Source organism: Methanolinea sp. (assembly GCA_016699325.1).
GTDB lineage: Archaea > Halobacteriota > Methanomicrobia > Methanomicrobiales > Methanospirillaceae > UBA9949.
In genome coordinates, this window is sequence record CP064971.1 from 1,060,017 (window position 1) to 1,077,980 (window position 17,964).

Annotated in this window: 15 protein-coding genes and 2 pseudogenes; 6 read left to right on the top strand and 11 right to left on the bottom strand. The window is 52.2% G+C overall.

Annotated elements, in window-relative coordinates:
* Positions 1-219 precede the first annotated feature (219 nt).
* A pseudogene (locus IPI71_05615) lies at positions 220-1,645 on the top strand (IS1634 family transposase).
* 78 nt (positions 1,646-1,723) lie between these two features.
* Here IPI71_05615 and IPI71_05620 read toward each other — a convergent pair.
* From IPI71_05620 to IPI71_05640, 5 genes are read right to left on the bottom strand one after another with little or no spacing between them, the layout of a single operon-like run.
* On the bottom strand, positions 1,724-2,491 hold the full coding sequence (locus IPI71_05620; GenBank protein ID QQR70183.1) for a hypothetical protein: 768 nt from the start codon (positions 2,489-2,491) through the stop codon (positions 1,724-1,726).
* A gap of 32 nt (positions 2,492-2,523) precedes the next feature.
* Positions 2,524-3,012, bottom strand: a complete 489-nt coding sequence (locus IPI71_05625) for a hypothetical protein (protein ID QQR70184.1) — start codon at positions 3,010-3,012, stop codon at positions 2,524-2,526.
* Entirely contained in the window at positions 2,993-3,346 is a 354-nt protein-coding gene (locus IPI71_05630; GenBank protein QQR70185.1) for a hypothetical protein, read from the bottom strand. The genes IPI71_05625 and IPI71_05630 overlap by 20 nt, the downstream gene beginning before the upstream one ends.
* The gene (locus tag IPI71_05635) at positions 3,334-3,873 is read right to left on the bottom strand and encodes a hypothetical protein (GenBank protein ID QQR70186.1); all 540 of its coding nucleotides are present in this window, start codon (positions 3,871-3,873) and stop codon (positions 3,334-3,336) included. Before IPI71_05635 ends, IPI71_05630 begins: the two co-directional genes overlap by 13 nt.
* Complete coding sequence (locus IPI71_05640; GenBank protein QQR70187.1) at positions 3,863-4,843, bottom strand: hypothetical protein; 981 nt, start codon at positions 4,841-4,843, stop codon at positions 3,863-3,865. Before IPI71_05640 ends, IPI71_05635 begins: the two co-directional genes overlap by 11 nt.
* Before the next feature lie 2,387 nt (positions 4,844-7,230).
* Between IPI71_05640 and IPI71_05645 the strand changes: the two genes are divergently transcribed.
* Positions 7,231-9,303, top strand: a complete 2,073-nt coding sequence (locus IPI71_05645) for an exo-alpha-sialidase (GenBank protein QQR71959.1) — start codon at positions 7,231-7,233, stop codon at positions 9,301-9,303.
* Positions 9,304-9,361: 58 nt separating this feature from the next.
* On the opposite strand, the gene IPI71_05650 is transcribed toward IPI71_05645, so the two are convergent.
* Positions 9,362-10,120: a hypothetical protein gene (locus IPI71_05650; GenBank protein QQR72025.1), complete on the bottom strand. Its 759-nt coding sequence runs from the start codon at positions 10,118-10,120 to the stop codon at positions 9,362-9,364.
* On the opposite strand from IPI71_05650, the pseudogene IPI71_05655 reads away from it, so the two are divergent.
* Positions 10,043-10,481 (top strand): annotated as a pseudogene (locus tag IPI71_05655) (N-acetyltransferase). The gene IPI71_05650 and the pseudogene IPI71_05655 overlap by 78 nt on opposite strands.
* Before the next feature lie 675 nt (positions 10,482-11,156).
* On the opposite strand, the gene IPI71_05660 reads toward IPI71_05655, so the two are convergent.
* The 3 genes from IPI71_05660 to IPI71_05670 all read right to left on the bottom strand — a co-directional run bounded on the left by IPI71_05660 (position 11,157) and on the right by IPI71_05670 (position 14,204).
* Positions 11,157-11,825, bottom strand: coding sequence for a reverse transcriptase-like protein (locus tag IPI71_05660; GenBank protein QQR70188.1), 669 nt, complete (start codon positions 11,823-11,825; stop codon positions 11,157-11,159).
* Between the two features lie 214 nt (positions 11,826-12,039).
* Positions 12,040-12,912 (bottom strand): ATP phosphoribosyltransferase, encoded by an 873-nt coding sequence (locus tag IPI71_05665; protein QQR70189.1) that lies wholly within the window; start codon positions 12,910-12,912, stop codon positions 12,040-12,042.
* Between the two features lie 38 nt (positions 12,913-12,950).
* Positions 12,951-14,204, bottom strand: coding sequence for a DUF1015 domain-containing protein (locus IPI71_05670; GenBank protein ID QQR71960.1), 1,254 nt, complete (start codon positions 14,202-14,204; stop codon positions 12,951-12,953).
* Positions 14,205-14,277: 73 nt separating this feature from the next.
* Between IPI71_05670 and rimI the strand changes: the two genes are divergently transcribed.
* Entirely contained in the window at positions 14,278-14,739 is a 462-nt protein-coding gene (gene rimI, locus IPI71_05675) for a ribosomal protein S18-alanine N-acetyltransferase (GenBank protein ID QQR70190.1), read from the top strand.
* Here rimI and hmgA read toward each other — a convergent pair.
* Positions 14,736-15,941, bottom strand: coding sequence for a hydroxymethylglutaryl-CoA reductase (NADPH) (gene hmgA / locus IPI71_05680; GenBank protein QQR70191.1), 1,206 nt, complete (start codon positions 15,939-15,941; stop codon positions 14,736-14,738). The genes rimI and hmgA overlap by 4 nt on opposite strands.
* A gap of 26 nt (positions 15,942-15,967) precedes the next feature.
* On the opposite strand from hmgA, the gene IPI71_05685 reads away from it, so the two are divergent.
* Positions 15,968-16,879 carry a methyltransferase domain-containing protein gene (locus IPI71_05685; GenBank protein QQR70192.1) on the top strand — a complete coding sequence of 304 codons (912 nt, stop codon included), beginning with the start codon at positions 15,968-15,970 and terminating at the stop codon, positions 16,877-16,879.
* Positions 16,880-16,974: 95 nt separating this feature from the next.
* Here IPI71_05685 and IPI71_05690 read toward each other — a convergent pair whose 3' ends face one another.
* A complete protein-coding gene (locus IPI71_05690) occupies positions 16,975-17,184 on the bottom strand; it encodes a molybdopterin-binding protein (GenBank protein ID QQR71961.1) in 210 nt (69 codons plus the stop codon).
* A gap of 86 nt (positions 17,185-17,270) precedes the next feature.
* On the opposite strand from IPI71_05690, the gene IPI71_05695 reads away from it, so the two are divergent.
* Positions 17,271-17,936: a hypothetical protein gene (locus IPI71_05695; GenBank protein QQR70193.1), complete on the top strand. Its 666-nt coding sequence runs from the start codon at positions 17,271-17,273 to the stop codon at positions 17,934-17,936.
* Positions 17,937-17,964: the final 28 nt, after the last annotated feature.

Sequence of the window (17,964 nt, forward strand, 5' to 3'; positions counted from 1 at the left end):
TTCTAATGAGAAGGCTGTGTCTTTCTGCATAAAATTCAGTAAACACTACCTTCGCATCCTTCTTCTGGCGAAGTCAGGTATAAAATAAGCCTGATTTAGATTTGTACAACATAGCAGTTTGTTTAAAATTGGTGACAATACCAATAAAACCGACGTTCCGCAGATCTCACGAAGAAGCTAAACATTTTTAGCTAACTTCTGCATAACTACTAAAGCAGAATGAGATTTACGTCTGCCATCGTAGCCCACCACGGGATTGTTGCAGGAATCTATGATGATCTTGAGATAGGCCGGATCATAGACGAAGTAATCCCGAAACAAGGTCAGCATAAATTAGCGCATTCCGTTGTGCTCAAAGCCATGATTATGAATGCTCTCGGATTCAACGAGAGGAGGCTCTATATCTTCCCGAAATTCTTCAACAATCTAGCGACAGAACGATTGCTCGGACCCGGAGTTTCACCCCAAGACCTGAATGATGATGTTCTTGGGAGGACTCTGGATAAGATTTACGAGGCAAATTCAACCGACCTCTTCCTCAAAATAGTTCTTCAGGTCATGCAGAAAGTCCAGTTTGGCACCCAGCTTCTCCATACCGACACCACCAGTGTGAGCGTCCATGGCAACTATGAGCATATTGACGGGACACCAGCGGTACAGGTTCCTCAAGACGCCTATTTCATCGCCGATAGCGCACTCTACACCTCGGAAAATATCCAGAACTTACGTCAGGATCTCCACTGGATCACCCATGTACCTTCCACGATTACCGAAGTAAAGACCCTGCTCCACGCCGATGTTCCGCTGAATCCGGGCAAGGATACCCGGTATTTGTTCTATGAAACCAGATCCGAATATGGCGGTATTTCTCAAAAATGGGGCTCGTGCATTCAAAGGAGATGCAGATCCGGAAGGAGAAGCCATTTGAGAAGCGTCTCGAAAAACTGGATGCAGACCACAAAATCGTTCAAGAAACTCCTGGGACTGGAATTTGCATGTGAGATGGATGCACAAGCAGCAGCAGTTCACTGGTCGAAGAACCATCCCTGAGTACCGGTATACCAAGTTTGAGATTGTCCCAACCTCGCGAAAGATCGAGATGAAACGAGGTAGACCCAGGAATGACGAGGAACGACGTATCGCCTACACCGTCCAGGCAGAAATCGAACGGAACACCGAAGTAATTCTTGCTGAAATGGAGAAACTGGGGAGATTCATTCTGGCCTCAAATGACCTCTCTTTGGAGCCTGAAACAATGCTTGAATATTACAAAAACCAGGCAGCTGTCGAGAGAGGATTCCGGTTCCTCAAGGACAAGAGTTTCAGGGTCTCCGAGGTTTATTTGAAAAAACCCGAAAGGATTGAGGCTCTTTCGATGGTCATGGTCCTTACCCTCCTTATCTACTCTTTGGTGGAATGGCTGATTCGGAAACGTTTGAAGGAACAAAATGAGTTTGTGCCTAATCAGGTGAATAAGCCAACCCAAAGACCCACATTGAAATGGATATTTACTGATTTTCTTGGGGTCACTGAAGTGAAAGCGGATATTTCCGGGGAGATAGAAGTACAACTGACTAATCTAAACGAGAATGCAAGAAAAATAATTGCGATTCTTGGAGGAAGGTGTGAAAATTATTATGCATGAATCGAGATCTGCGGAAAGCAGGATAAAATGTCTTCGTTGTTTGACCAGATTTCGGTATGCGAAAAGGCAGAAAATGAGTTAGAGGGAGAGCACCGTCACGTTGTACCACTTTATTATCAGGTTGACGCCGGTACCGAGCTGATATGTTGTGTTTGATAATGGTTCCATTACAGGTTTAAATGAATCGAAATAATTTTTCCATGCGATCCTGAAATCGTTTGTTATATCAGGGTCGTATGTAACATTTATGCGCGTGGATGCGGTCGCATTGATTTGGGTCGGGCGTGGATTCAGACGCATCGCAACCGTTCCGACGCCGGTCTGTGCAAAATCATCGGTTGCATCCATGGTGATGAAAGTCATAACGAAGGTGTTCGTTAGTTTGTCATAAAACCAGCGTGGTTCGGAGAGCATAGCCGATCCCTCTTCAAAGCTCCACCGTCGGGTATGCACCGCACCGTTCTCGAGGCAGATAGTGGTTGCATCGTCCTGTGAGTTGTAAATAATCCCCCCTGTTGGAAATGACTGATTGATTGTGCCGTTATCTACATAAAATTTTGAATTTAGTCCACCATCCTTCCGAATTAACATCGTCCCCCCGCTCACCTGCATCGTCGTTTCTTTGTACGGCACACTCTTGTAGACCAGGCTCTTCACATCGCTCTGGAGCGATATCATGTTCCGTTCCATGTTGCGGATGTTGGCATTTTGCTGTGCATCAAGGAGTGCGGGATACCCGTAGAGAGTAATCAGTCCGATTCCCGTAAGCATGATCCCAAATATGAGTATAAACCCTACAGTCTCGGAAACAGCATGTTCATGTTGTATTGGATTTTCGATCTTCATTTTCACACCACGGATCTATTATTTTTGTAACACTATGGCCTGGTATCATAGATTATTTTTGTAACACTATGGCCTGGTATCCCTTCATCATACGGTGTTGTAACATGCCTTGTGGTACCAATTCCAGCAATTGATACAACACTCCGAATGTTCCCCCGGAAAACTGTAATATTCTGGGTTGATTCTGATCCCGATACCTTGACATAGTAATCCCGGTTTGCAACCAAGTCGGGAAGGTTAAATTTCGATTCGATGTAAGCTTCAGAGATCTCTTGCCGAGAATAGGTACCTGTACTGCCTGACATGGCGTACATATCGACAATCCGGGTACTGATACCATTTGCGATATCGGTGAATGCATAAGAGGAAAGCTGTTCAGTGGGCCGCTCTATCAGAACATTAGGCACCACAGGCAGAGTAATTACAATGAGGAGCATCAAAACACCGGTGATAATTAGGTATTCGATGAGATGAGATACCGCCGCGTCGTTTGGTTTCACATCAATAGTCGATTGTTTCATCAAGCAAGGTCACTCCGTTATTGTAATGGATTGTAATATTATTCCCTGTAAATGTTAAACTGACTATTGCGTTTTTTTTATATAATGAGATGATTTCGATATCATCTTTGATATCATCTTTGACATATGGAGGATAACTTGTTCGTTCATATACTCGTTGAACTTCATTTCGTAAATCCTGGACATCGCACTTCGGGAGATCGATTACACTTTCGGCAGTAGTCTGCCCGACAAGCATGGATTCATTCACGATGAGAGCAAGAAAGAAGATGCTGATACTGATGATCAATCCCAGCATGATAATCCATTGGGCATCGTCATTCAGTCTCGCCACAGGATTACCTCCAGCAGGACAGACTGGGGACGACTATCAAAGTCGGGTAAAGGCGGCTTAGTAAGAGGCGGCTTAGTAAGATGTACCCATCTGGTGACCGACACCGGACGAGCTGAACGAGACCTATCGGGTTCTAAGAAGCCACTTTTAAAGTTTTCTTTAATCACATCTCCGGAAGTGTTATTCCTGTAGATGATATACGCGTTGAAGGAAATCGGCCGGATATCTTTCCCTTCAAAATTAGAATTCACATAATCATCGAACATTTCCTTAAATTCATCCAGATTCCCACCGCTGATCCAATCCATGACGTAATTTTCAAGGGGGCTTGACGTGTCGCCGGGATCGATAACATCCATCATGGCAAGTGCATCGTTACCCAATTGTTCGAGCTGCATATCGATTACATGCGTATCGGCCGGTGTCATGATGGTAGTCGTGGTTAAAACGAGATAGGTTGTAAAGATCATGAGAATCGCTGCGGCGACACCCTCAATGGTATACAGCTGGCCAATGTTATCTACCATATGTACACCTCCAGGATAGCCGGGAGGAAGGCAGCGTATTTCGTACTGCCTCCCACTGTTGTATCAGGGGTGAAGTTAAATTTGAAATAGTAATTATAGCCTTGTTCGATGATGCCATCAAAAAATCCGGATCAAGGTTTACTTCTATCTTGTTATCATACGGCTTGGTAGAATTAGGGACAGATCCGTTAATTAACACCGGCGGGTCTGCATATTGGTAAAATGACACATTGCTAAAATTCGCCTGCATTGCAGGTGTGACATTGGACAAGACAATATAAACCCCCTCGTTCCAAGGATCTGGTTGATAGAGAGAATAAAGGCTCTGGTCCGATAAATTCAGAGAAACAATATAACTCCCTGTTCCAGGTTGTGTCTGGGAATATACGTCGATTGGCGTTTTATATGTCAGGTTGATTTTCACCACTCTTTTTATATAACCTGTATTGTATGGATGCTCGGATTCTCCCAGCTCTTCAAGCACTCCGCCATCGCCAATTGATTTAAGGGTTATATAATATCTGTATGAATACAGGGATGCCCCTCCCTGGTGAACAGGCTTATCGAATAAGACCTTTTCATGGACGAATTCATTTTTTGTAATGGAATTCAGTTCAACCAGACGGGATATCTTTTCCTGTGAAAGGATGCCGGGATATTTCTTCTTGATTAAATCATTGGTTGCCGCCAAACCCGCCCGGTAGATGTCGTCAGCCCAGAAGGTTGTAGTGATATCTTCCCATTTCGTAACAATATTCTCATCCAATCTCTCTCCTAATATGCCGATACCAGGATCTTCCACAAGGATTACCCCGGTCCGATACGCTACAGCGTCATAGTCAATCGTTTTACTCATGAGACTGACAATGAGACCGGATGTCATTGTGATAACAATGATAAAGGCTACTAAAAAAATGGTAAAACCGATAAGAAAGTCAAGGGAGAGCTGACCGGAATCGTCCAGTTTCATGGAAGAAAATCAACGCTCCTGTGCTTCAAAACGGATGCCACCTTTAGATAAACCATGAATAAAGGGAAGTTCTCCAATCAACTATTTTAAGATATGCATGTGCTGTTCCATCGGAGAGATAAAAATTTATCAGTGAGATAAATTTTCATAGTGATTATATCCATTGATGTATATTATCTGAGAATTATCTTTATATTCCCAGTGACTAACAGTCCAAGTGGTGTTGGATGATGGTGGGAAAAACAGCATTCTATCTAGTGGTCTCTCTCTTTGTAATATTTTGTATAGGATCGGTTGGTGCAGAACCTGATCTGATAGTAATATCGAGCGATAAATCAGATACTGGCATAATAGCCAATCAACACGATACGGCGACTATTACCGTTATTTTATCATCCGGTTCAATACCGGTCGGTAATGTTCAGGTAAATTTCACGGTTGTAAATCCATCGATGGGCACCCTGAATCCGATAACAGCGTTCACCGATGAAAATGGCCGGGCATCCACAATATTTACAACAGGAGTCGAGTCTGGGATTGCAGAAATCAGGGCCGATTCCGGCAGTTTGATCAACACCACTCCCCAGCTGATCATAGCACCTGTCCCGGACGACACCTCATTTATCAAAAGTCCTGTCGAATGGCTGATTGCAAACGGCTCCGACAGTGCTACCATCACCGTTTATGCATTCAACAGCTCACCAAGCTTCTCCAACTATCCTCTACCGGGCCTGCAGGTGGACTTTGGGGTCAACAATACGATATTTGGGGGATTCGACCCGGTGACCGCCATTACGGACAGCAATGGTATTGCCCGGAGCACGTTCACCACCAAAACCAAGAGCGGCACCGCTCTTTTCTATGGCAATATCACCTACAATGTGTCAAATGTACAGCATCTTGTGCCGATTGAACAGAAAATCGATCACGATATACCTCACCACATATCCGAGTATAATTATTCCTATCGGGCAGATGCAGGAGAAATCGTACCCCTCTCATTCAAGTTTTCGGATACCTGGGGAAACCCGGTTGACAACCGAAGAATAGCTGAGGAGGTCAACTTAACGGTCTCCTCGTATTCATCTCTTCCCGAAGGTGCCGGGTTTGTAAACGGTTCAGACTACGTTCGTTCCAGGATAGTGCCTGTCGATGCCGAAGGATACGTGCGGATCGATCTCAAAACTGACCAAGTACCTGGTGATAACACTGTAACTATCCATCCAATGATCTACGACTCTTCAGGATACCAGACAATTAATACAAAATCATTGACAATTCTTGGGATTCCTGGGAAGCCTGTTCGCATTGAAGCTAATTTCATCCCACCCGATTTCCGGTTACCGGCCGATGGAAGTAGTGTTTTTAAAATCGTCTATACTCTCTGGGATAAATACGACAATTGTGTTCACAACCGCTCTGTAATGGTTGAAACAAGTATTCCCGGAGAGGGAAAAATCGTCGGGACCAATCCTCAAGGTGAAATATGGCTGGAATACGGACCGAAGTGGAGCATCGGAAAAATCGATATAACCGCGACAGCTCTGGACAATGCTTCAGTAACCCATACCCAGCAGGTCTTTTTCGTGCCCCAAGAACCAGCTGATGTTCTCTTCACAGTCAGTCCGCAGACAATGCCAAGCCGCGAGGTTCCGAATCGCGACAGTACCTGGCTCATAGCAACTGTTGTTGATGAAAACGGTAACCCGGTCAGCGAAAGTGTTGAGGTCACATTCGGTTTTTCCGGGGTCACCTATGAAAAACAAGTCACGTCCGATCCTGAAATACCTGTTCCTACGGCCATGACCGATGAATATGGTATCGCTATGGTAGAGTTCCTTCCCGGAGAGTTTGATGCCAGTAACCAAACACCAGCAACGGGGAGGTGCGATGTATCTGCTTCTTGGGGGGGGGTTACCAGGACGGTTCCAGTGGTCTGGAAAAATTATCCTTACCTGAGTGTCGAAGCCAATGCAAGTGCAAATCTTGTACAGGTCAATGACACAATCGACATAATGGTATTGCTTAAAGGTGATGGATATAAACTCCAGCCACCCCCCATCGATGTAATTCTCTGTACGGATCGGTCAGGGAGTATGCTTTATGACAATCCTGATCGGATGCACTCTGTCCGGGAAGCAGCAAAGGTGTTTGTCGATGAGTTTTCAGCATCGCGAGACAGGATCGGGATAGTCACGTTTGGGAGAAATGGGTACATAAGGCGCCCTGGTTATAATTCGGGAATTCCTGAATCAGAAATACATAATGTTTACGATCCCTATTCAGGAACATACGACGGATATGCAACCTATGACAGGGTTCTTACCAACGATTTCATTGATGTCAAGACAAAGCTTGACAGAATTTTACCTGATCATGGGACCCCGATGAGAGAAGCAGTACGTCTCTCAATCAGCACATTAACTAAAAATGGAAGAGCCAATGCCTTGAAAGCGGTGGTCCTGCTTTCGGATGGTGATTATAACTGGTACGGGGACCCGCTCGCAAGGGGGACTGGCAGTTCGGGTAGTCCCACAGACTATACCGACCTGACCACTAATTATTGTACCTTCGATGACCTGGGCAGTTGGTCTGCGAGGTATGGACACACCAGCGTGGTAATGCCGGACGGCAGTATAGTGCTCATGGGCGGAAACGACGGAAGTCGCAAGAATGATGTATGGCGTTCGACCGATAATGGAGAGACATGGACCCGGATGATATCGAGTGCCGATTGGTCTGCGAGGTATGGACACACCAGCGTGGTAATGCCGGACGGCAGTATAGTACTCATGGGCGGTTATGATGGCAGCAATAAGCGAGATGTATGGCGTTCGACCGATAATGGAGAGACATGGACCCGGATGACATCGAGTGCCGGTTGGTCTGCGAGGCAGTATCACACCAGCGTGGTAATGCCGGACGGCAGTATAGTGCTCATGGGCGGAAACGACGGAAGTCGCAAGAATGATGTATGGCGTTCGACTGATAATGGGGCGACATGGACCCGGATGACATCGAGTGCCGGTTGGTCTGCGAGGCAGTATCACACCAGCGTGGTAATGCCGGACGGCAGTATAGTGCTCATGGGCGGAAACGACGGAAGTCGCAAGAATGATGTATGGCGTTCGACTGATAATGGGGCGACATGGACCCGGATGACATCGAGTGCCGGTTGGTCTGCGAGGCAGTATCACACCAGCGTGGTAATGCCGGACGGCAGTATAGTGCTCATGGGCGGTTATGATGGCAGCAATAAGCGAGATGTATGGCGTTCGACTGATAATGGGGCGACATGGACCCGGATGACATCGAGTGCCGGTTGGTCTGCGAGGCAGTATCACACCAGCGTGGTAATGCCGGACGGCAGTATAGTGCTCATGGGCGGAAACGATGGACGTCGCAAGAATGATGTATGGCGTTCGACCGATAATGGGAAGACATGGACCCAGGTAATTATAATATCGACCGGACAGTCCAGCAACCAGAACATGTCCGTTTATGCAAATAATAATAATATTAAAATATATTCTATTGCATTTGCTGACGACATGACAGAAGGTGGAAAGCAAACCCTGCAAACGCTTGCATTGGGCACGGGAGGAAAGTATTACGAGGCGAGTGCCACAGATATCGAAGATATCTATCGTGCCATCGCCGGAGACCTCAAGATAGAAGCAGGCGTCAATACCTCCATGGATCTCGACTATCAGAAAATCATTGTGAACTACACGACGGAAGAAGTAAACGATCCGTTAAATCCAATTTTTGAATATAATTATTCGTATGGAAATTCAACATGGATCAATTCCTATTTCACCGATAATACTCCAATAGACATACCCGGTTTACCATGGAATTTCGACAACACATCCGAATGGACTGATACGAGAAAGTTGTCCTTTTCCTTGGGTACTGTCCACCTCCACCAGGTTTGGGAGATCCGGTACAGGTTGATAGCGCGACAGGAAGGATTTTTCAACCTTTTCGGACCTCAATCCAGTGTTACATTTGAGGATGCGGATGAACCTTTGACTCTGCCTGACCTCATCTTGAAGGTGAATCCTGAACTCAGCGACACTCCGATTAAAAACGTTGAGCTCTATTATATTCAAACCGAGCAGAACCGGAGTGCCGATAATTCGGCTTTCTATGTTACATTTGATTTATCTCATGAATATACGGGCAAAAATAATCTCAGCGAGAAATACTATATCGTGACCTCTGATCAGCAGCGCCATTACTTGGGCTATACGAATTTGACTCCAAACCAAACGCGTGAACAGCGACAATATACAATTCTTTCCAGGAGACTTCCTTTAGGCAGTATTGCGCTTGAATTAATCTTAACTGAGTATGATAAACCAGATCCCCTACAGGCCCGTGGAGAAATAATTGTATTTTTAGAACTAGAAAACCCAGACCTTTCAAAGAGACCGTGGTATTTCTTACTGACATAGCGCATAATCCGGTATTCCGGGATCCTCCTTTTTTCTCTCAAAGGTGTTAGTAATTTTTTCAGTTTTCTCCCGAAACTATGTGGGCATGCTCCTGCCGTGCTTCAATCCCCGATACTGCATCGAAATAGAAAACCCGCATTGTGTCACCAGATAGATATGTCATAACATATGATCCATCCATGAGCTCAAGAGAATTAATCTCTCTCTTATTCCCTTCTGTGAGATCCTGAAGGAGCAGTGGCCGTTGGTCGAAGAGAGCCTTCGGGTCCATGAACCGTTCGGGATCGATTTCTTCGTGGGGTAGTTCACTGTTACACGCCATGGTATACTGACTTCCCCCTCTCCAGACAAAATAGAACGGCTCCCGGTCCTTAAACACACCGATTATCCAACCCTTTGCGGTGCCGTTGCTGGTAATTGAGTCACCCCTGATGTAATGAATATGGAGCGGCGAGGATTTCTGGGCCAGATCGGTGGATTTCAATGCCTCGATGGCCTCGTTCAACGATATATATTCGATTTCATTTCGGGGTGTGATATCAGTAAACCCCTCCCCTCGTGGGACATCCGGGCCAATACTCCAGCTTGTAGTGCAGCCGGAAAGGAAAAGGGTGGATATGAGAAGAATGCATAAAGGAATCGCCGAAGAATAAGCCCAGAACCTCATATTAATCTCTCTCTTAAGAGGGAGAAGATATAGATATTGGTCACCGTCTTCATTTCTGCCTGGAAAGGATGTATGCTGATCCAAACCCGCGAACCAACTCCCGCTGAATTTCTCCTCGACAAATAGATCTGGGAACACTATCGGGACCATAAGGCTGACGCGAAGACCGAGCGGATCTTTGGCGTCTTTGATAACGGCGCCCTGCCCGCTACCGCCCGTTTAACCCGCTCTCCGGAGGGAAAAAAAGAGATGGACTTCACCTTCCCCCTGGACGAGTACCGGGGAGAGGGGTATGCCCGATAAGGTGATGCAGTTCCTCGTCAACGTCCGCAGGCAGGAGGCAATCTTCATCCATTCTACCCTCGTCCTGATCTCGTTTTACAAGGTCTTCTGCTGGTACGCCATCCCGGAACACCAGCTGCCGGAATCGATCAGGGAGCGCTTCATCTTCTGCTTCGGCGAGATGGAAGGGTGCAACGTCGCCCCGACGTTGAGGGAAGGGAAGATCTGATGGCAGGGAAAACTCCTTGCGGGACAGGACTTTGAAATAAGGCTGTAAACTTCAAGCCACGTTGTTGTGTAAAAAGGATGGCGGGTATTTTCGGTTCCCCTGCACAAGAAGTTAAAGAAAGGCACGCTCATGGCGACTCTTAAACAGGCAGATATCACGGCCGAGGAGTTTAAACAATTTTTTCAGATGAAATCTCGGAGGTTAATTTTCCGAAATTCCACCCACCCACCGGTAATCACCAGTTCCCCGCACCCCGGCGAGAAAAAAAAGGCAACACCATCGCGTCCTGGCAGGACTTCGGTCATCAGGACGGGTATTAGCACTACCCATGAACACCCCCCCATGGAACCCGCAATAATGAGCATTTTTTAAAAGGCGTTAAATCAACCAGTTCGTCAAAATAACCCCGTAACAAAGACTTCTCCATCCAGGTGTGCACCATTTCCCATCCAGCCGGGATTTACCTGCACATTCCCCCGAAACGGAGCCCGGAATGAGCCCCGATTCCGGTTGACCGGATACCGTTCCAGGAGACCGGGGCTGGCAGGGAGATCCACCATCCTTTCCTGGCGGATCTCCTTTCCGGATGAAACACTCCCCGGCACGGAACTTGAAAACAGCAGACCATCAAACCGGTTCCGCGGCAGGGAACCCCTGGCCCGGGAACACCACCCTCTACCGGGACAAGTCCATCTCGACCGCCGGGTCCGGCGAAAACGCAGTCCTCCGCTCGAGCATCTTCATGGCCTGCCTGAGCCTGGCCTTCAGCCAGACATTCTCATGCTCCAGGCGGCGCACCCTCCGGTAGAGCGGCTCGGTCCCGCCCGCCCCGCACAGGCTGGTGATATAGTGCTTCAGGAACCGGTCGGCACGGTTCTGCTTGCGCGGGATCCACTGGACATCGACTTTCAGGTTCTTCTGAACGATGAGGTCCTGGAACATGGCCCGCTTCCGGATGAAGCTTGGGTGGCGGACCCGCTCCTCGCGGGTGAGGTGCCAGACCACCACCTGGCTGTCGGTCCGGATCCGGGCATGGCTGTTGTCCGGCAGGTTCTCGAGGGCCAGAATGACGGCGTTGAACTCGGCCTCGTTGTTCGATGCCCCACGCTCGTAGGAGAAAAACACCTCTTCGCCGGGAAAGAGGGCGATGGAATGGCCGTCGCCGCTCCCGTCAACCATGATCTCGATTCGGTCATGCACCGGCTCGCCACCGGGACCCGGGGATGGCAAAAGCGAGCCGGGGACCGTGCCAGGAGGACAATTCTTGAAAAAAAGGGCGTCGGGAGCGCGGGAGAGGGCCGCCAGGTCATACGCCCTCCCCTCCTCACTCCCGTCTCTTTGCAACCGGCTCTCTACCTCCGGGTGTCGTTACAGGGGTATCACCGTCACGCTATTTAACAATTGCGCTCTTTTCGCAAAAAAACCGCTGGTACAAACGTGATAACCAATCGCAGGGCTAATATTCGTCAGATGTCGATCGCAATGGGGATGCAGCGCCATGGTCCCTGCCCGGGATGCGCAGGTATGAAATCGCCGCTGTTACCGAAGAAAAAGGAATTTACCGGATTATCTTTGCTATGGGGATCTCCAGGATATCTTCGGCCCCGGCAGCCTTGAGACTGGGGATGAGGGTGTTTACCTCCGCCTTCCGGGCCACGGTCTGGACGCTGTAGTAGTCTATGCCGTGCAGCCTGCTCACCGTAGGCCTCTTGAGGGCCGGGAGTGCGGCTACGACCCGCTCCATCGCCTCGTCAGGGACGTTCATGGAGAGGAGCACCTGGTGGCGGGCATCGATCACCCCGAGGAGCAGGGTCACGATCTCTTCTATAGCCCGGCGCTTTCCCTCGTCCTCGAAACTCTCCCGGTTGGCGATGATCACCGTGTAGGACTCCATGATCTGGCCGATGATCTTCAGGCCGTTTCTCCGCAGCGTCGTCCCGGTCTCGGTCAGGTCGACAACCACGTCCATCAGGTCCGGCACCTTCGCCTCGGATGCGCCGAAGGAGTGGAAGAGCTGGACCGGGATCCCGAGCCGCCCGAAGTATTCACGGGTGATCTCCGGGTACTCGGTGGTCACCCGGCTGTTAGGCCGGATCTGGGAGACACTGGCGATGGGCTCGCTCTCGTGGACCGCGACCACGATCTTGACCGTCCCCTCCCCGGTCTTGCTGTAGGATAGGCGTGCCACCTCCCGCACCCTGGAACCGGTCTCCTTCACCCAGTCAAGACCCGAGATGCCGAGGTCGAAATAGCCCATCTCGACATACCTGGGGATCTCCTGGGGCCGGAGGATCTTCACCTTGTCGATACGGAGGTCGGAAATGACCGGGTTGTAGTCCCGCTCCCCCCTTTTCACCTCGAGGTCCGCCTCCTTGAAGAGCTGCAGGGTCTGCGCCTCAAGGCTGCCCTTGGGAAGTGCGATGGAAATCATGGCTGTACTCCCTTTGCCCGGGAAGGGAAAAAAGGTATTCAGGAGAGGGTGTGAACGATCAGGCCCGAGAGGAGCTTTGGTTCAAACCAGGTGGACTTGGGAGGCATGATACCGTTCCCATCGGCAATGGACAGGACCGTCTCCACCCGGACCGGCGGCAGGGAGAAGGCCACCGCGTACTCGCCCCGGTCCACCATGGCTTCGAGATCGGCGATGGGCCGGGCGCCGCCGAGGTACTGGAGGCGCTCGTCGCCCCGCGGGTCGGTGATGGAGAGGATCCGCTCGAGAACCTCGTGCTGCAGGACCGATACATCAAGGGCCGCGATGGGATTGGATGGCGGACTGCACCTTGCCCGGCATTCGTACCAGGTGCCGCCGAGGTACATGTGCATCAGGTGGCCGTTGCCCGGCGCCCGGGGGGTGATCTGGTAGGCCGAGCGGTCGACCGGTGCGCAGGCAGCGATCTCGTAGGAGCCGGAGAGCGCCTCCATGAACTCCTCGCGGGTCCTGCCCCCGAGATCGCGTACAAGGCGGCTGTAGCCATGTACCCGGACCTCCGAATCGGCGAAGAGCACTCCCATGAACCGGTCCGCTTCCCCGCCGCCGCACCCCTGCCGGCGCCGCATGGCGGCGACATTGACCGCCGATTTTGCCCGGTGATGGCCATCGGCGATGTAGAGGCGGTCGATCCCGGAAAAGTGGCCCTCGATCCGGGCCAGGTGGCGGGGATCGGATACCCGGAAGATCCGGTGAACCGAGCCGTCGGACCACCCTACTTCGGCGTCGGGACGAAGCGTGCTGGCAAGTTCACCGAGGAAACGGGCAAGCGCTTCCCGGTCCCGGTAGATCAGGACAACCGGACCGGTATTGGCGTTTACCGCATCGATATGCCGGGTCCGGTCTTCTTCCTTGTCGTACCGGGTCTGCTCGTGCCGACGGATGACCCCGGACTCGTAGTCCTCCACCGAAAGGCAGCAGGCGAGCCCGGTGAACGTTTCCTTCCGGGAACTGACCTGGTAGATGTAAAACCCCGCGCTTCCATCGTCCCGGAACACCCCGGCCGACCGGAGTTCATCGAACCGCTCCCGGGCGCGGGCATAAACCCGGTCGTCATGGGGAGGGAGGTCGGGGAGCTCGGCATCGGGACGGCTGACCCGCAGGAAGCTCATCGGGTTCTTCCTGATGATTGCGAAAGCCTCCTGGCCGGTTACCACGTCATAGGGGACCGCTGCCACCTGTGCAGCAACCTCACGCTCCGGCCTGACCGCGGCAAAAGGAAATATCGCCACCATGCTGAATCCAGGGCTCTCTCTAGTCATTTCCCCTGAACCTATATTAGTCCAGTGGCATACCTGTACAGGGAGCATGGGCGCCGAGATCACCATACGGAAGGCCCGGCAGGACGACATCGGCGCGATTACCGCGATCGAGGCCGAATCGTTCCCCGATCCCTGGAGTGCCGCGGTGCTTGCCGAGACCCTCGCCTACTTCCCCTCGAATTTCTTTGTTGCGGATCACCAGGGAAGAGTGGTCGGCTTCGTTGCCGGAGGAATCGAGGACACCGGCGCGCAGGTCTATGGTCACATCTGCAACCTCGCCGTCACCCCCTCCTACCGGAAACGCGGGGTGGGCAGGATGCTTGTCCGGCGGGCCGAACGTCAGTTTGCCATCCAGCTCGCCGCCGGGGTCCAGCTCGAGGTCCGGGTGTCGAACACCGCTGCCCAGCAGTTTTACCATCGCCTCGGTTACCGGCAGATTTTCCTGGTGAACCAATACTATGCCAATGGAGAGGACGCGGTGGTCATGCTGAAGGAATTCCGCTTCTAGCGGCCGAGCTGCTGGTGGGCCCGGGCCAGGTGCTGTGCCCCGAGCGCCCCGAGCAGGGAGAGCTCCCCGGCAAGCACCGCGCAGGCGATGATCTCGGCGAACTTCTTCGCATTCGTCCCTGGCGGGCTCCCCCCACCGGCAACCCCGAGGAGGGTGAGGCATTCGTGCTGGGTCGCGACCCCGGTCCCGCCCCCCACCGTTCCCACCGGAAGCGACGGGAGCGTTACCGAGACATAGACCCCGCCTTCTGCAGGGTCGACCGTGGTGATGGCCAGGCTTCCCTCGACGACATGGGCCGGGTCCTGCCCGCAGGCGATGAACAGGGCGGCAACGATGTTTGCAGCATGGGCATTGAAGCCAAGGGACCCGGCACGGGCCGACCCGACCAGGTTCTTGCGGAGGTTCACTTCGGCAAGGGTGGCAGCGTCCGTCTTGAAGACCTCCCGGACCAGGTTATCGGAAAGAAAGACCCCTGCGGCAACGGTCCGGCCCCTCCCCATGACCAGGTTGACCGCGGCCGGCTTCTTGTCGGTGCAGAAGTTGCCCGAGACAGCGATCAGGCGGGCGCCGGTCGCAGCCGCGATCACCTCAGCTGCCCTCGCGCTGGCGATGGTCACCATGTTCATACCCATGGCATCCTTGCTGTCGAACTCGAGCCGGACAAAGACGCTGGTCCCTCCGGTAGTGGTGGTGATACCGGTCAGTTTCCCGTGAGAGGTGGTGCTCTCGGCTGCAGCGGCGATCTCTTCCCGGTGGGAGGAAACCCATTCGCAGATGCTGCGGGCGTGGGGGATATCCCGGGCGGCAAAGACCGGCGCCCGGGTTATCCCGTCCCGGAAGATGCGGGCTTCTGCACCACCGGCACGGGAGATGGCCCCGCACCCCCGGTTGACCGATGCCACCAGCGCCCCTTCGGTGGTCGCCAGCGGGATGAAGAACGGGCCGTCCGCGTATTCACCCTTCACAAGGAGCGGACCGGCGACCCCTACCGGTACCTGGACGGTGCCGATCATGTTCTCGCAGTTCTTGGTGGCCGCCCGGTCGATGGAGATCGAGAACGACCCGATCGCAGGGAGAGCGGTCCCTGTCTCCTGCTCGATATAGGTCCGCCGGACCCGCACCGCCTCCTCCGGCGGAAGCTCGGACTCGAGCGCATAGAGTTTCAGCGACCCTTTTTTCAGCCTCTCGAGATAATCTTCCATGATACTAGTACGCTTCCGGGATAAATATGGAACAGGACCAGTGGGCGCTGCGTGTCCCCCGCAGCCGGGGAGAGATCGAGCGGCAGCGGCTTGCAAGGGCAGGGCTCCTAGACCAGAGCCTCCGTCCGGGCATAGATGGCGATACGCTCCTCATCCCGGTTGTGGCAGAGCTGGAGGGTGCACAGCGGGCGAGCTTCCAGCGACGCGCCAGGACCCCGGAGCTGCCGCGCCACGAGCTGATCGGGGGCATCGCGGTCATGCTCGAGGAAAACCCGGCCGCAGCAGAGGAACTGCTGGCCTCCCGTCCCTCCCTGCATACCGTGCTCTTCCCGGTGAGCGATGTGGAGGGGGAGTATCGCACCCGCCGCTTCAGGGCGCTTGCCGGAAAAGACACCACCCGGACGACCTGCACCGAGTTCGGGAAGCGGTTCGCAATCGATCTCGCGGAGGCCTATTTCTCGGCCCGGCTGGCAACGGAACGGCAGCGTATCGTCTCCCGCATGGGGGAGGGCGAGAGGGTGCTCGACCTGTTCGCCGGGGTCGGGCCGTTTGCCCTGTCCCTTGCAGACCGGGCATCCCTGGTGGTGGCAGTCGACATCAATCCCGGCGCAGTCCGCCTCCTCGTACAGAACATCAGGCTGAACCGTGCCGGAAACGTGCTCCCGTTTCTCGCAGACGCCTCGCGGGTCCGCGGCGCCCTCCCCTGGACCTTCGACCGCATCGTCATGAACCACCCGACCGGCGCCCTCCCCTTCCTTCGGGAGGCATTCGCCCTCTGCCGACCGGGAGGCTCGATCCACTGCTACGTCCTCCAGGAGAGGGAAGGAGAAGCCCTCCCGGAAATCAGGGGTTACCCCGTGAAGGAGGTATGCGAACGCTACGTCCGCTCCTATTCGCCGGGGAAGTGGCACGCGGTGTACGATATCGTGGTGGGATGACAAGGGCAGCCTGCTGCCGTGGCATCCGGCCGGCGCAGTGATCCCCTGGGCGATAACTCCTGTACCGCCCGGAAAAAAAGGATGGCCCCGTGGAGCTACTCGGTCGCAACCATCACGTTCGATGCCTTGATGACCGCCGATACGTTCTTTCCCACGGCAAGCTTCATCCGGTCTGCAGAGGCTTTGGTGATCAGCGATGTGATCTCCACTCCCCCGGGCAGTTCGATAACCAGTTCCGCAAGGATCTGGCCATACCTGATCGATTTTACCTTTCCTTTGAAGACGTTCCTGGCGCTGATTTCCATAGACATCACCGTGCAGACTTGTTAACCGCAGTATAAAACCTGACTTCGCCAGAAGAAGGATGAGAAGGTAGTGTTTATATAATTTCATGCAAAAAAACACAGCCTTCTCATTAGGTAATATAGCATTAATCGATAAAATTGATTCGGAGACCAACTTTTTCGCATCAGTTCTTGGCGGAGTTGGTGGTCGAAGCAAGTCATTCATACCATCCGTAAAGCTTCTCATCAGCAACAAACTCAATCAATCGGTATCGATCAATAAGATTCTGGACTTTACCCCCGACGAACTTCTCAAGACACTGGGGTTTGAAGATACAATTTCAGACCGGAGTTTGTATCGGACTCTTGAGTTAGGGTATTCCCGGGACAATCAGCCAGGGAAACTCCAGATCGCATTTGGGATCAGTGTCGGCCTCAATAACATACCGACGATGCTGACCATCCAGAAAGGAAATGTTCAGGATAAAAAGCATATGCAGATGCTGATCCGGTTATGCTCGAGCGTTCTTCCTGAAGGCAGTCTTCTGGTGTTTGACTGTGGAGGGAATACCCAGGATAACAAACGAAGGATCCGCGATCTGAAGTTCCATTATTTGACCCTGAAAGCAAAGAAGAAAGGACCATACCGGAACGAGATAACGATCTACCATGCCAGGAAAGAAAGCCAGGTTTCATTCGTTTCTGGCAACCGGGTCTATTCATGTGTCAAATATCGGGATGGCGAAGAAGTCCGGGCATATATTTTTCTGTGACGACCTGGCCTGTGACCAGTTGACGAAG